The 15,231-nt window shown below is 42.7% G+C and carries 10 protein-coding genes; 1 reads left to right on the forward strand and 9 read right to left on the reverse strand.

The features are described 5' to 3' along the window. Positions 1 to 256: 256 nt before the first annotated feature. The 6 genes from bgaA to miaA form a co-directional block, all read right to left on the reverse strand. Positions 257 to 7,234 (reverse strand): LPXTG-anchored adhesin/beta-galactosidase BgaA, encoded by a 6,978-nt coding sequence (bgaA, locus tag ACORHV_RS06010; RefSeq protein ID WP_000410705.1) that lies wholly within the window; start codon positions 7,232 to 7,234, stop codon positions 257 to 259. A gap of 251 nt (positions 7,235 to 7,485) precedes the next feature. Continuing rightward, positions 7,486 to 8,241: an SDR family NAD(P)-dependent oxidoreductase gene (locus ACORHV_RS06015; protein ID WP_001259144.1), complete on the reverse strand. Its 756-nt coding sequence runs from the start codon at positions 8,239 to 8,241 to the stop codon at positions 7,486 to 7,488. A 20-nt stretch (positions 8,242 to 8,261) separates the two neighbouring features. Further along, a complete protein-coding gene (gene rnz / locus ACORHV_RS06020; RefSeq protein ID WP_095725903.1) occupies positions 8,262 to 9,191 on the reverse strand; it encodes a ribonuclease Z in 930 nt (309 codons plus the stop codon). Between the two features lie 14 nt (positions 9,192 to 9,205). Then, complete coding sequence (locus tag ACORHV_RS06025) at positions 9,206 to 9,829, reverse strand: hypothetical protein (RefSeq protein WP_000129699.1); 624 nt, start codon at positions 9,827 to 9,829, stop codon at positions 9,206 to 9,208. After that, positions 9,822 to 11,060 carry a GTPase HflX gene (gene hflX, locus ACORHV_RS06030; RefSeq protein ID WP_434397786.1) on the reverse strand — a complete coding sequence of 413 codons (1,239 nt, stop codon included), beginning with the start codon at positions 11,058 to 11,060 and terminating at the stop codon, positions 9,822 to 9,824. The genes ACORHV_RS06025 and hflX overlap by 8 nt, the downstream gene beginning before the upstream one ends. Next, the gene (gene miaA, locus ACORHV_RS06035) at positions 11,053 to 11,937 is read right to left on the reverse strand and encodes a tRNA (adenosine(37)-N6)-dimethylallyltransferase MiaA (protein WP_000850175.1); all 885 of its coding nucleotides are present in this window, start codon (positions 11,935 to 11,937) and stop codon (positions 11,053 to 11,055) included. The genes hflX and miaA overlap by 8 nt, the downstream gene beginning before the upstream one ends. Before the next feature lie 120 nt (positions 11,938 to 12,057). Between miaA and ACORHV_RS06040 the strand changes: the two genes are divergently transcribed. Then, a complete protein-coding gene (locus ACORHV_RS06040; protein WP_001051782.1) occupies positions 12,058 to 12,228 on the forward strand; it encodes a DUF3042 family protein in 171 nt (56 codons plus the stop codon). Between the two features lie 149 nt (positions 12,229 to 12,377). On the opposite strand, the gene ACORHV_RS06045 is transcribed toward ACORHV_RS06040, so the two are convergent. The 3 genes from ACORHV_RS06045 to ACORHV_RS06055 form a co-directional block, all read right to left on the reverse strand. Then, on the reverse strand, positions 12,378 to 13,217 hold the full coding sequence (locus tag ACORHV_RS06045) for a thymidylate synthase (protein ID WP_084944213.1): 840 nt from the start codon (positions 13,215 to 13,217) through the stop codon (positions 12,378 to 12,380). 97 nt (positions 13,218 to 13,314) lie between these two features. Continuing rightward, on the reverse strand, positions 13,315 to 14,274 hold the full coding sequence (locus tag ACORHV_RS06050) for an ROK family glucokinase (protein WP_000078551.1): 960 nt from the start codon (positions 14,272 to 14,274) through the stop codon (positions 13,315 to 13,317). A 100-nt stretch (positions 14,275 to 14,374) separates the two neighbouring features. Beyond that, the gene (locus ACORHV_RS06055) at positions 14,375 to 15,175 is read right to left on the reverse strand and encodes an excalibur calcium-binding domain-containing protein (protein ID WP_053090819.1); all 801 of its coding nucleotides are present in this window, start codon (positions 15,173 to 15,175) and stop codon (positions 14,375 to 14,377) included. Positions 15,176 to 15,231: the final 56 nt, after the last annotated feature.

Genomic DNA, 15,231 nt, shown 5'->3' on the forward strand with positions numbered 1-15,231 from the left:
TCGACTTTTTCACATCCGTATATTAACCGCTTTGTATCTTTTCTTCTCCTATCATCGAAACAAAATCTGGTATATTTTACCGCCATTTTTTAAAAAATAAGTTCATCTCGTTTTCGATACCAGATAGTGTTTTTATCATTTTGGTTATCTGATTTCACAAACGTTAAATTGCTCTTTAGATAATACTTCTACCCATTAAAAAGACCAGGATTCCCTGGTCTTTCTAAGATACATTTAGAAGAAATACTGATTCATTCTAGTCTTCTTTTTTACCTTTAGTGGCCACTAGACCTGCACTCAAGCCAAGAAGAGCTAAACCTGCTGCTAGAGCTGCTTGACTTTCTGCACTTCCTGTATTTGGTAACTGTTCTTCTTGAACATGACTAGCTTCACTTGAAACAATTTCTTTTGTATCTGCTTTTTCTGATACTTGTGGTTTTGTAGATTCTTGAGGTACTGGTTTAGTTGTTTCACTAGCCGTACCAACTTCTACAATGCGATCCTGAGCCACGACTTTATCATAGCTTTCTTTTTCAGTTCGCTTGCCATTTTCAACTTCGATCAAGTGAACACGGATACCTTTTTGACCTTCTTGGAGAACACGAGTTTGACCCACTGGAAGCTGATCATTCTTTTGTTCCTGAACCTTAAAATCAATTGTTTCTTCTTCAACTACAAGTTCTGGTCTGTCGAGGACAAGATTCTTCACTTCGTCTTCTGGAAGAGAAGTTCCTGGTTTAGTACCAACCAAGACGATGCGGTCTGTCGGAGCCTCTACCACTTCACGGAGTTTTTCTTCCTTACTTCCACTAGGATTAACCGCCGTGAAGATCCGTTCCTTACCAACTTTTCCTTCTTGTTCTACACGAGTTTCACCTAGATACAGGGTTGAATCCTTTTTCTCAACTGTCTTATAGGCCAAATCTTTTTCAACAAATTCGAGTTTTGGAAGTTCTTCTTGTACAGCAGCAACAGTCTTCTCAGAAACTGGTTTTTCCTTAGTCAAGTGGATGCGGTATTCCTTGACTTGTTTTCCACTTTCTGAAACAAGGCGAACAAGTACTGGAAGGCTATCGTCTCCGCTATCTACAACTGTTGAAGCTACTTGATTACTTTCTTCGACTGAGACTTTTGGACGTTGACCTTTATAGGTGATTTGGTAGTCTTGACGATCTTCAGCGAAGTCAGGAAGTTCTTTTCCATCTACAAGAATTTTTGATTGGGTACTTTCTTGAGGCAATTCACTCGGAGCAAGGAAGGTCATCTCAATTATCGCAACACCCTTCTTATCCGCTTTGCGTTCCATACGCCATCTCATGGCTTTGGCTTTGACAGCTTTAAAGGTAACGTTAATTTCATCACCGGCTTCAATGTCTTTATCCGCACGATAAGGAACAGCTTCCCAATTTTCTGGATTGTTGAATGGATGGTCTGTGTCGTAGGCTTGGTAGTTTGAATAGTAGGTTGGCACTTCAAACTCTGGACCGACATAGCGTTCTAAAACGAGTTTAGATGGTGCATCCGTACCACTATCTGCAAAGAAATGAAGTTTGGCTTGCGCTACAGTCCGTTCTACAATCTTACCATTTTCACGGAAGATCACACCTGCTGATACTTCTGGATTAGAAGATGGTGTTGGAGACCAGTTTGTCCAACGACGATTTTCTGAATGATTTCCGTCATTGAGATAGTCCACACGGTCATGGGAGTTTCTATCAATGTCGTTAGTGGCTGAAGCAAAGGCGCGGTTACTATTTTCATCATACTCTGGGTTATTTGAAAGAGCTTCGCCAAGTTTGTCTGTCACTCGTACAGTGAACTCAGCAACAAGATCACTACCAAGGACACGACCTCGAACGGTAAATTGACCTGCTTTTGTCAGCTTTTCTGCTGGAACTTCTTCCCATTCTACTGCCAAGTCTTTTGTTTCGTAATCGTCTTTACCTGTGAAATAAACAGGAACCTTAGTTGGCAATTCAAGCGGTTGCCCTACTTGTAGCAAGCGAGCTTGTTTGACCGCGGCAACTGGTTTACGAGAGAGCAAGTCTTTATTGCTTGTAAAGTGTAGACGGTATTCTCCTAGGATATCACCATTTTCAGCCTTCGCGATAACACGAACTGGCTCACCTTCACGAACACTTGGAACGACGGTGGCGAGACCATTGTTGCTAACACTTGCTGTTACTGCAGGAACTTTTCCATCTACAGACTCAAGGTAGTAGTCTGTCAAATCTGGGTTAAAGTTTGCTAAGTCTTTACCGTCAACTTGGATTCTTGTTTGTCCTTGTTTAGCTGCCGCAACTTGTTTCGCAAAAATTTGTACTTCTGTGATAGACGTTCCTTTCTTGCTATCAAGTCGAACCATACGAATGCGAACCGCATAGGTCTCAACTTTATCAAAGCTGAAATGATTCATTTCTCCAGCTTTTAATTGAGCTGGTGCTTTGAGATTGCTTACCTCTTTCCAGTTTGCAGGATCATTAAAGGCATGGTTTTCCTCACCTACAAAGCTAGGGTTTTTAGGGGCTGTTGGAACGGTCTTCCCGACATAATATTCAATCACATAAGACTTCGGTACGCCAACTCCGTGGTCTTCGTGGAATCCGACACTTAGATTATCAACTGAACGTTTGCTCAAAATACCTGAATCTCCGAATAGGACACCAACTGAAGCTTCTGGATTACTACGGTTCCAGTTTGTCCAACGGTTAGCTGGGCGGTCATTAAAGGAAATCAATTTATCGTTGACGTTTGAAACAGGATCAGTTGGATTTGAGTCTGAAGCAAAGGCAAGTGGCAATTCTGATCCGGTCCATTGGTCAGAAATGTTTGCACCTTTCTCAGTTTGAGCAGATACGCGAACATGAAGTTTAGTTGTTAATTGCGTACCTTCTAGGCGACCATTAACTGTAAAGACACCTTCCTTGGCGTATTGCTCTGTACGAATCGCATCCCAAGTAACCTTAGCTGATGAAACGTGGCCATTTGAATCGTAGGTACGAACGCTTTCTGGTAATTGTGGTGCTTCTGCGATTGGAGTTGTCACACTGACTTCTTCAACTGAAACGATGCCTTCTACAGATACTTTAGCACGCGCTTCAAGATCAAGACCTTCAACTTTACCTAGAACTTCAAAGGTTTGATAGTGGTCTAGTTTTTCTTTTGGAATAGCTTGCCAAATGACTTTATGAGTTTTAGGGAAACCTTTGTCATACTCAACAGTTACTGTTGTTGGAAGAGTAGGTTCTTGATGCAAGTCTGTCACTACATTTACTGGACGGATAGATTGCGCAACCTTCGTCTCAGTATTGGCTTGGATAGTGAGTTCAACTTGGCCTTTAGCTCCCTCATATTCCGCTTTCAGAGTGACTGCTCCTGGCTTATGTAACTCAAGCATTCCTTTACGAACTGCGACTTCCCCTTCACCACTTGTAGAGAAGGTAACTTTATCCGCTGGTAGAACTGCCTGTGTTCCGTCTTGATAGTGAGCGAGTACAGACAATTTCACTGTTTGGTCTTCTTTAAGAGCGTTAGCTTGCTCTACTTGTAGGCTCAAGTGGTCAATTTTTGGTGCTTCTTCGAGGAATTGAATTGCATAGGTTTGAAGAGGGCCACCATCTTTTGGTTGAACATAGATACTTGCACGCATGCCGTTTGCTGCACTTGCTTGGACTACAGTAACATCCGCATTTTCAGCACTTGCTGTGACTTTTGGCAACTCAGCTCCATAAGCAAGTGTGCGGTATTGCATTGGATTTTGAGTAGTAAGACCAGTGACAGCTTCATCACCAACCGTTACAGTTGGTACTACAGGTGCTGCAACATCACCATCTTCTACTATAAGGGTAGCGTGAATAATCTCACCACCTAGTTGGCCAGTCATTTGAATACGTGATCCTGCAACTGACAGTTTAGCTTTATCTGTTTCCGCAATCTCCCACTTATCAACTTCGTATTCTTGAACGCTTCCATCCGTAACAGCAATAGAAACGTATTTGTCAACAGCGCTCAAGTCTGTTCCTGGAGCAACACGCTTAACAGTTGGAAGCTCATTTGCAATTGCTAGAATTTCGACACGGGCCTCAACTTCGCGTCCGTCTGCCATACCTTTAACAGTCACAACTCCTGCTTGGCTCACATCAACTGAAGACCAAGTCACTGGACGTTTTTCACGACTGCCATCACTGTAGATAAAAGCGACGGTCTTCGGCATTTTTGGAATTTGGGCAATGACTGTACGAACTTTTGGCACCTCTGTTCCGAGAACAGTCTTTTCTTGATCTTCTTTCTTGCCAGTAAAGACGGTTACTTGATCAGATTTCAAGAGATCGGAGTGGGCAGTTAGCGTGAATTTACCTGCTTGTTCAGTTGATTTGACAATGGCAACCCCTTTACCGTTAAAGGCTCTGCGGATCCAAGAACCATCTGCTTGTGCCTTATAACGTTCACGGCTGGCTTGTTCCCCATTATCGACACCGACCAGTTGACCTTGTCCATGCAATTGGAAACGAACCAAATTATTGGCAGTTGGTACCACATTTCCTTCACTGTCTACGATTTCGTAGTAGATGTAGGTCAAGTCTTTTCCATCGGCTGCGATTGCGTGTTCTTCCTTGACGAGGCGAACACCTGCTGGTTGGCCTGCAGTCGTGATCTTATCACGTGCAATTTCGTTTCCAGCTTCATCGCGAGCTACAGCTTCCAAGGTACCTGGTTGGTACGCAACCTTCCACTCAAGATAGAGTTCCTTAGCATTGGCACCTTCTTGGTAGGTACGGCCATCACTGGTTTGTTTTTTGTTGAACTTCTTAACTCCAAGAGATTGACCATTTAAGAACAATTCTACACTTGCAGCGTTTGAGTAAGCCCGAACTGGGATTTTTCCGTCTGAATCTTCAACTTTCGATGCCAATTCTCTATTTTCCCAGTTCCAGTGAGGAAGAAGGTGTACCATCGGTTTCTTCTTGGCAGAAACCCATTGGCTTTGGTAGAGATAAAAGTCATGTTTTGGAATACCTGCTGTATCTACGATACCAAAGTAAGAGCTCTTAACGGGAGTTTGGTTTTGGTTGTGCCATGGTGTAGGTTCACCGATATAGTCCGTACCTGTCCAGATAAACTGTCCAGCATAGCCAGCGTTGTCACGGTCAAAGATCCATGAATCTGTTGCCGTTTTACCCCAGCCAACTCGGTCATTACCATAGTCAGACTGTTCGTAATGACGCTCAGGTCCGTTACTATGTTTCAATTCCTGTTCAGGGCGATAGTAACTTCCACGTGTACGGGTAGCTGAAGATGTTTCAGAACCGTAAATCAACCAGTTTGGATGTTTCGCACGAAGTTTCTTGTAGTTGTCTTCTGAATAGTTGAAACCAACTGCATCCAGTTCATTAGCAATTTTCTCATGATCACCACTACCATCACCAAAGCGGAACTTATCTGCTCCCATGGTAACATAACGTGTAGTATCAACATCTTTAATCACTTTTACTAAGCGTTTAACCGTTGCTAGAGAATGAGGTTTACCATCGGCTTCACCGATTTCGTTTCCGATAGACCACATGAAGACAGCTGGGTTGTTTTTATCTCTTTCGACCATGGTACGAAGATCATAGTCAGACCATTTTTCACCTTTTCTAGCTTCTGGGTGAGTAGCGTCTTTTTCAAAGAAACGTCCGTAGTCATAAGGTTTCTTACCACCATACCAAGTATCAAAGGCCTCTTCCTGAACCAGCAAACCAAGCTCTGCTGCAATCTGCAATGTCTGTGGACTTGCAGGGTTATGAGTTGTACGGATGGCATTAACACCCATCTCCTTCATTTGTTTGAGACGACGGTATTCTGCCTTATAGTTTTCTTCTGCTCCAAGCGCTCCGTGGTCATGGTGCAAGGAAACACCATGGAATTTAATGCGTTCACCATTCAAAGAGAAACCTTCATTTGGAGTCCAATGATAGTAACGGTAACCAAACAGATCCTTCTTAGCATCCACCAATTGACCATCACGGTAAACACGCGTAATCAATTCGTACAAGGCTGGTTTGTCATTTAAAACTGTCCAGAGTTTTGGTTGTTCAACTTCTAAAATCGCATCAAGACTTGTTGATTCATGTGCTTTCAAGGTACGGCTCGCTGTACGAACCAAACCTGTTACAGCCTGACCACCACGTTCAACGATTTGATACTCTGCTACAAGTTCATGGTCTTTATCGTCTGTATTAACGATTTTGCTGGTCACATGCGTTTCAACCTTGCCATGTTGCTGTTGTTCTAGCTTTGGTGTTAAGATGGTTGTCCCATTTTTCTCAACATGAACCTTATCTGTCATTTGCAAGGTCACATCACGGTAGATACCGCTACCTGAATACCAACGGCTACTTGGTTGTTTGTTAATTGCATGGACAGCAATCACATTCTCACGACCATCTTTGTGGAGGTATTTGGTAATATCGTATGAGAACTGGTTATAACCGTTTGGATAATGTCCCACTAACTGGCCATTGACAAAGACTTGAGAATCCATGTAGACACCATCAAAGGTCAAACGAACATTCTTCTTGAGATCTTTTTCATCAAGTTTAAAAGTCTTACGATACCAAGCTTCACCACCATTGAGCTGTCCACCTTCGTTTTGGGCAGGTGACTGATGGTCAAAATCGTTAAAGATACTCCAGTCGTGTGGGAGATCCAATTTTTGCCATGTTGATACATCTGCATCTGATTTCACAGCTTCTTTAGGATTCGCATTGAGTTTAAAGTGCCAATTTTGATTAAAATTCACTTTTCTATCTTCAATCATTTGATTCACTTCTTCATTTGTCGCAGCTTTCAAATCTTCCTTGACAGGCTTTTCTTGACTTGAAGCTTGAGATTCTACCTTTGGAGCTGTTTCTTCAGGCTTTAGAGATGCTTTCTCCTCTTTTGGAGCTACAGGTTCCTCTTCTTTCACCTCTGGTTTGCTTGCTTCAATTGGAGTGGCTTGACTTTGATCGACACTTGCAGCATCCTTGTGCTCTGCTACAGCTTGATTTTCTTTTTCCTCCACTGCCGGACTTTCCTCTTTTGCTTGTTCCACAGTGTGAGTAATCGGAGTTTCATCTGCGAAAACTGGTGATTCTCCAATGACACTTCCTCCAAATAGAACCGCACAGGTTCCAATCATGACAGAGCAAGCGCCTACGGCAAACTTACGAATGCTGTAGACTCTTTTACGATTCCAATGGCCTTTTTCCATAAAATCCTCCTTTAGTAACCGCTTCCATTTCATTGTAAGCGTATTACTTTTCCATAGTCTTTTACCCTTATTTTATAAAATAATATAGGAAATTTCAATACCCTAAACACAAAAAATCATATTTTTGATTGTTTTTTCTAAAATTTGTAGAAAATTCATTAAATGTGAATATAGATTTAGAACAAAAAACAAACAAATTTTTGACACTCAGTTAAATAGTATAAAAAAGTTCCTTTTGTAAGGAACTCCTTTTACTTATAATTAAAGATCCCCCCAGCCAACTTATCAGCCAGCTTGGGAAAAAGGATATAAAACTTATGGGCTAGGTTCAACAAAACTGGGAGATTGAGTTCCCGTTTGTTTTTTCCTATGATTTTGACAATCTTTCTAGCGACTGCATCTGGTTCTAAGAGAAAACGGTCAACCGACTTGAGGTAGGTCCCATCTGGGTCTGCCTGGTCAAAAAAGGCAGTACGAATCGGTCCTGGATTGACTGTTGTCACATAGATTCCATAGGGCATCAGTTCGAGACGCAGAGCGTTTGAAAATCCAATAGCTGCAAACTTGGTCGCTGAGTAGAGACTGGACTTGCTAGTCGCTATCAAACCTGCCATGCTGACGATATTGATGATATGGCCTTTTCGACTTTCCTTCATGCGCTCCGCAAAGCGACGAGACAGATTCATCAGGGCAAAGGTATTGACCTCAAACATCTGGTGAATGTCTTGATCAGAGATCTTGTTGAAATCTTCAAAAATTCCATAGCCAGCATTGTTAATCAAGACATCAATCTTGCCATAACGGAGATAGAGGTCAGCTACTAGTGCTTCCAGGGCTGAGTCATCAGTAATATCGATTTCAATTAATTCCACATGAGGATGATTTCCATATAGTTGGGCTAGTTTTTCCTTGTTTCTACCTAGCAAGATGAGTTGGTCATTTGGCAAGAGTTTGACCATTTCTTGGGCTAAGCCACCGCTTGCTCCAGTGATGATGATGGTGCGCATACTTATCCTTTCTCAATCTTCTAAATTTCCACTTCTTCCAAGTCTTTGACCACATGGACATTTTCAAAAACAGTTGCCGCATCTTTCTTGAGCTGACTGATATCTTTTGAGAGGAAACGAGCACTGATATGATTGAGCAAGAGGCGTTTAGCACCGGCTTCTGCTGCTACTTGTGCTGCCTGCATATTGGTTGAGTGACCGTGATTGCGAGCAATTTTTTCATCTCCCTTGCCATAAGTCGACTCATGGACAAGGACATCGGCATTGACAGCTAAACGCACACTAGCATTGGTTTTACGGGTGTCACCCAGAATGGTGATAATCTTACCTGGACGGGGAGCTGAGATATAGTCTGCTGCCTTGATTTCAGTTCCATCTTCGAGAACAACGTCCTGGCCGTTTTTGATCTTTCCAAAAAGCGGACCAAATGGAACACCAGCAGCCTTAAGTTTTTCAGCATCCAAGGTCCCTTCTAGATCCTTTTGCATGACACGATAACCAACGCAGAAAATAGTGTGGTCCAGCTCCTCTGCATACACAGTGAATTTATCGGTCTCAAAGATTTTCCCTAGAGAATCTTGGTCAAACTCATGAAAATGAATGCGGTAAGGCAGACGAGAGCCTGACACACGAAGGCTGGTTAAGACAAATGACTTGATTCCTTGCGGTCCATAGATGTCCAAATCTGTCTGCTCTTCATTGGCCTGAAAAGCACGGCTAGAGAGAAATCCTGGCAATCCAAAGATGTGGTCTCCATGCAGGTGGGTGATAAAGATTTTGCTGACCTTCCGTGGTCGAATCGTGGTTTCCAGAATGCGATTTTGCGTTCCTTCTCCACAGTCAAAGAGCCAAACTTCGTTAATCTCATCCAAGAGTTTCAGGGCGAGACTTGAAACGTTGCGGGCTTTAGAGGGCTGACCGGCCCCTGTTCCTAAAAATTGAATATCCATTCGATACTTTCTAATTAATCAATATATAACATAGCTGTGCGATTTTCCGATCGGAAATAGCGACTGCCAGAAAAAGCAACAGCTTCTTGCAGTAAATCCTCTTGGCTGTAGCCTTTGAGACGCTTGCGACCATCTGCTAAACTTTCTAAATCAGTCAAAGCTGTGAGATTCTTCACACTAACAACTTCTTCATCTCCGACAGGCTTCATGTAAATCTTTCCAGACTCCTCAAAGACTAGTTGATGGGGGAAAATTTGCGCAATCTCAAAAAGTAAGTCATCCGAGATTTCCTCTTCATTTTCAGAGAAAATTCGCCCCAAGCCCTCACTCTCATAGCAAAATCCAAAAGATTTGCCAGATAAATTAAGACGAATAAAAGGCTTATTTTCAAAGGTGAAACTTGGATCAGCATTGTAGAGATTCAGTTCATGACTGACTTCTAAAAAATAATCCGTCGCAGCTTCAGGACTCTTTTTCTGGTAGAGTTCAGCAAAGTAGGCATTGACTACACTCGGAGGAGGTGTGATGAGAGCCAACTGCTCTTGCTCTGTTTTGCCAGCTAGAAGTTGATCCAGATAGACCTTATCCAAACTTGTATAACCCCCATACTTTAGAGCCAAGGTTTTAATATCAGTCATAAAATTCCTCTAACCTCCATTTGTTTTTCTCGGAAATGTAGCCTGTAATCACTTCTCCATCATCTTGGTAGTCACGATCCTCCAGAATCGCTACACTTTCCAAATCATGAATCTTGTAAGACTTTGAAAAAGGCACGCGCAGGGTAAAGACTTCAAAAATCTCCTTGATCTTCTCCAAAAACAATGCTTGCAAGTTCTCACGACTATCCTCAGACTTGGCAGAAATGAGGGCATACGGCGTTTGAGTCGGCGTGAAATCCTCCACCAAATCCGCTTTATTATAAAGGGTCAGGCGGGGAATATCCTCCATATCCAAGTCTTTCATGATGGACAGGACTGTTTTTTCATGCTCCTCGTGATAAGGATTGCTGGCATCGATGACATGAACCAGAAGGTCTACATGTTTACTTTCTTCTAAGGTTGACTTGAAACTAGACACTAACTCTGTTGGCAAATCCTGGATAAAGCCGACGGTATCAGTCAAGGTTACCTGTAGATTACCTCCCAAATGGATACTCTTTGTCGTCGCATCCAGAGTCGCAAACAGCTCGTCTGCTTCATACTGGGTCTTACTGGTCAAGGTGTTCATGATGGTTGATTTCCCAGCATTGGTGTAACCAATCAAACCAATCTTAAAGGTACTCGACTCCAGACGTTTTTCTCTAACTGTTGCCCGATTTTTCTCTACCACCTTGAGCTGGCGCTCGATATCTGTGATTTGATTACGAACACTACGACGATTCAATTCCAGCTGGCTTTCACCTGGACCACGGGAACCAATTCCCCCTGCCTGACGGCTGAGCATAATCCCCTGACCAACCAAGCGAGGCAAGAGATACTTGAGCTGAGCCAAATGAACTTGGAGTTTTCCTTCATGGCTTCGAGCCCGCATGGCAAAGATATCCAGAATCAACTGCATACGGTCAATGACCTTGACACCGAGAACTTCTTCTAGATTGACATTTTGCCGTGGAGTTAAGCGGTTATTGACAATGACTGTGGTAATTTCTTCTGCATCCACCATCCGCGCAATCTCTTCCAACTTACCAGAGCCAACAAAAGTCTTGGAATCATATTTTTCACGTTTTTGCCTGTAACTACCTACTACGACTGCTCCAGCAGTCTTAGCCAGACTGGCCAATTCTTCCATGGAGAGGTCAAAATTGTCCATGCCCTGCAATTCCACACCGATGAGTAGGACACGTTCCTCTTTTTTCTCCGTTTCAATCATTTAAAAACTCCTCAATCTGGCTTAAAATGCGGTTTTGAACTCCAGGCTCTCCTATCTGATAAAAGGTCACCTGCATGCGATTACGGAACCAGGTCAACTGACGCTTAGCAAAACGGCGGGTTGCCTGTTTGAGACTATCGCTGGCTTCCTCAAGAGTTTGCTCCCCACGGAAATAAGGAAAGAGTTCCTTGTAGCCAATGCCTTTGGCTGCCTGCACATCTGGATAATGGTCAAAGAGCCACTTAGCCTCATCCAAAAGTCCAGCCTCAAACATCAGATCTACTCGACGGTTGATACGTTCATAAAGCTGACTGCGTTCATCATCCAAGCAGATAATCAAAGCTTCATAAGGACTTTCCTGATTTTTCAAATCCTTACCAAAATGGGCAATTTCCAAGGCACGCATGGCACGACGACGGTTAAACTGGGGAATTTCAAGGCCTGCTTGCTTCACGAGATGGACTAATTCCTCATCTGAATAAGGCTCTAAACTAGCTCGATAGGCTAATATCTCCTCATGAGGTGTCTCTCCACCTAGATGGTAGCCTTCCAGCAAGCTCTGAATATAAAGCCCAGTTCCACCAGCTATAATGGCTAGCTTGCCACGGCTTTGAATATCCTCAATAGCCTTCTTAGCTTCTGAAACAAAATCAAAAGCCGAGTAAGACTCGGTCACCTCTCTGACATCAATCAAATGATGAGGAACAGCAGCTTGCTCCTCTGGGCTAGCCTTGGCCGTCCCAATATCTAGCCTTCTGTATACTTGCTGACTGTCACCACTAACCACCTCTCCACCAAAGCGCTTGGCCACTTCAATAGCAAGGGCTGTCTTCCCAACAGCAGTCGGTCCAACAATCACAATTATTTTTGTTTTCATCTTTTTTCCTTGAAAAATTTCCATTTTTTCGTTACTATTATTATATCACAAAAAGGTCAGTCAGAAAAATGCTACCACTTGGGGAGCCTGGCTGATCGAGAAGATAAAGGAGGAAGACTCATGGCTAAAGGATTCGCTAAAGGTCTTGTAACAGGTGTCGCAGGAACTGTCGCTGCCGTTGCAGGTGCAGTATACGCAATTAAAAAGAAAGTGATTGAGCCAGAAGAGCAAAAAGCAGCTTTCATCGAAGAAAACCGCAAAAAAGCAGCTCGCCGCCGCGTATCACATTAAGCAACAAAAGAAGTTGAGAAATCTCAACTTCTTTTTATTTTCTTTTATACTCAATGAAAATCAAAGAGCAAACTAGGAAGCTAGCCGCAGGCTGTACTTGAGTACGGTAAGGCGACGCTGACGTGGTTTGAAGAGATTTTCGAAGAGTATTAAATAGCCAAATCAAACTTCAGTTGTGGCTTGACTGGATCATAGTCAACCAACTCAAAGTCTTCCGCTTTGATATCAAAGAAATTAGTCCCATCAGGAACATTTAAAACCAAACGAGGTTGGCAGTTTGACGGCTCACGACGGAGCAATTCCTGAGCTTGTTCAAACTGATTATCATAGATATGGAGGTTGTTGATAAAATAGAAAAACTTCCCAATCTTCCAGCCAAAATGCTTGGCAATCATCATTTGAAGAGCCACATACTGCATGGCATTGATATGGTGAGCCACCAGCATATCATTAGAGCGCTGGGTCAAGGTCGCATCCAGATAGATTTCCCCATCAACGCGACGGACATCAAACATGGTCTGAAAGGCGCATGGAAGGAGGCCGTCTGTCTCCTCAAATGCTTGGTAATCCCAGAGTGAGATGATATTGCGGCGGTTCCAGGGATTGGCTTCCAACTGCTTGAGAATCTTATTAATGATATCGTGTTTCTTAACGACCGCCCCATAGCGTTCACCGATGGTTCCCGTATCTCCCACTTCCCAGTCATTCCAGTAGTGAACATTGTACTTACTGTTTAACACTTCTAGGCTATTAGACTGATCTTGGTAAATCCAGAGTACTTCCTTGATGGCGGATTTGATTGCAATGGGTCGCAAGGTTGTGATGGGAAATTCACCCTTTGACAAATCATACTCTGCAAAGGCACCCGTTATGTACTTGGAGTTGGCAACAGTCCCATCCTTGTACTTGGGACGAGCCTGCTCAGAAAAGACACCGTCTTTGAGGATTCGTTCAATATTCTCTTTAAAAATCGTATCAGCTTTTGTCATTTACTCTCACCTCATTTATTGTCCTAACTAGTATAGCATAAAAAAAGAAAGGAGGAAAATCACTGGCTTTAAAGTAGTGTTTTTCTCCTTTTTGATCTTATTGCAATACAAGTGATGCTGCTCCGATTACTCCAGCGTCATTTCCTAGAGTTGCAAGAGCCAATTTTGTAGATGTGCGTACTTGTGGGAAGGTATTTTCATCATAAACCTTTTGCACGCCTTGGAGAAGGAATTCTCCCGCAGCTGATACTCCACCACCAATAACGATTGTTGATGGGTTTAGGATTGAACCGATGTTAGCACAAGCGATTCCCAAGTAACGTGAGAAGTTTCGGTAAACGATCAAGGCAAGGTCATCCCCTTCTTTTGCAAGGTCAAAGACAGTTTTAGCAGTTACTTCTTCTCCGTCATCAATCAAGCGTTTCAAGGCCGCATCGCCTTCGTATTCATCTGCATAACGACGAGTCAAGTTGACAATCCCTGTTGCAGAAGCAACTGTCTCAAGACAGCCTTTTTTACCACAGGTACATGCGATTGGTTGGTCAAAGTCAACAGTGATATGGCCAAGCTCACCTGCCGCTCCAGCAACACCGTGAAGCAATTTGCCTTCTGCCACGATACCGCCACCAACACCTGTACCAAGTGTCATAAAGACAACATCCGGTTGGTTCTCACCAGCCCCCATCCAACGCTCACCAAGAGCAGCTACGTTGGCATCATTATCAATGAAGAATGGAATCCCCAAGGCTTTTTCAATCTTTTCTTTAATTGGTTGAAGGGTTTTCCAGTTGAGGTTGTAGGCACCGATAACAGTTCCTTTTTCACGGTCAACCACACCAGGTGATCCCATCCCAATCCCTCGGAAGTCTGTGGCTGACAATCCAAGCAAGTCCAAACGATGTTGAATAGACTCAATCATATCATCTACGATATGGCTTCCTTCATCCAAAATATTAGTCTTGATAGACCATTTTTCTTGGATTTCTCCCTCTTGAGTTAAAATTGCAAACTTGATAGATGTTCCACCAAGGTCAATCCCAATAATCTTTTGACTCATCGTCTTCTCCTTTTTAATTGAAAATGCTTACAGATATAGTATAACAGAATCGTCTCTTTTGTGCAAAGGTTTGCATTAACTTCCTAGAAATTATTCTGATTTATGGTTTCCAAAGACCAGAACCATCTACGTAGTATCTGCCACCATCAACTCGCTCATTCTTTGCCATTTTACCATCTGATTTCAAATAGTAATTTCCTTGCCAAGTATTACGAGCATATGAACCATCTAATTTCAAGTAGTACCAGGATTGATAAGAAGAGTCATATATCCACTCACCTTGTGCCATTTTACCGTTCGCTTTAAGATAAAAAGTGCCTTGCCAAGCATTTTGGGCATAGGATCCATCTGATTTCAAATAATACCAAGCTTGGTATGATGAATCATAAATCCATTCACTTTGAGCCATCTTTCCGTTTGCTTTAAGGTAGTAACTTCCTATCCATGTATTTCGTGCATACGAACCATCCGATTTGAGATAATACCATCCTTTGTAATATGAGTCATATATCCACTCACTCTGAGCCATTGTCCCATCTGATTTGAGATAGTAATCTCCTTTCCAAGAATTGGTTACTGGATTACCATTGTCAGAATAATAATACCAATATCCATCCTGCTTAACCCATCCACTAGAAGAAACTCTATTCTGTGGACTAGATTGGCGTGGTTTAAAAACACCTCGAGGAGCTTTTGAGCGTTCACAGGCAACTCCATCACCATCTTTGTCTAGTCTTGAAGAATATCCAGGCTCTCCTCTATGGATATCAGAATAGCCATTTTCCCACGCTTCTGTACAATTTGAAAAGTGAATTGTATCATTAGCAAAAGTCGGTTGAGCGAGCATCATCAACGCAGACAAGCTAGCTAGACCAGCTTTAAAAAGAACTGTTTTTTTCATCATTTCCTCCCATAAAATGACATCGTTTTCCTCTTATTTTATCAAACTTAATCCAA

Source organism: Streptococcus sp. KHUD_016 (genome assembly GCF_051106465.1).
In the GTDB taxonomy this organism is placed as follows: Bacteria; Bacillota; Bacilli; order Lactobacillales; family Streptococcaceae; genus Streptococcus.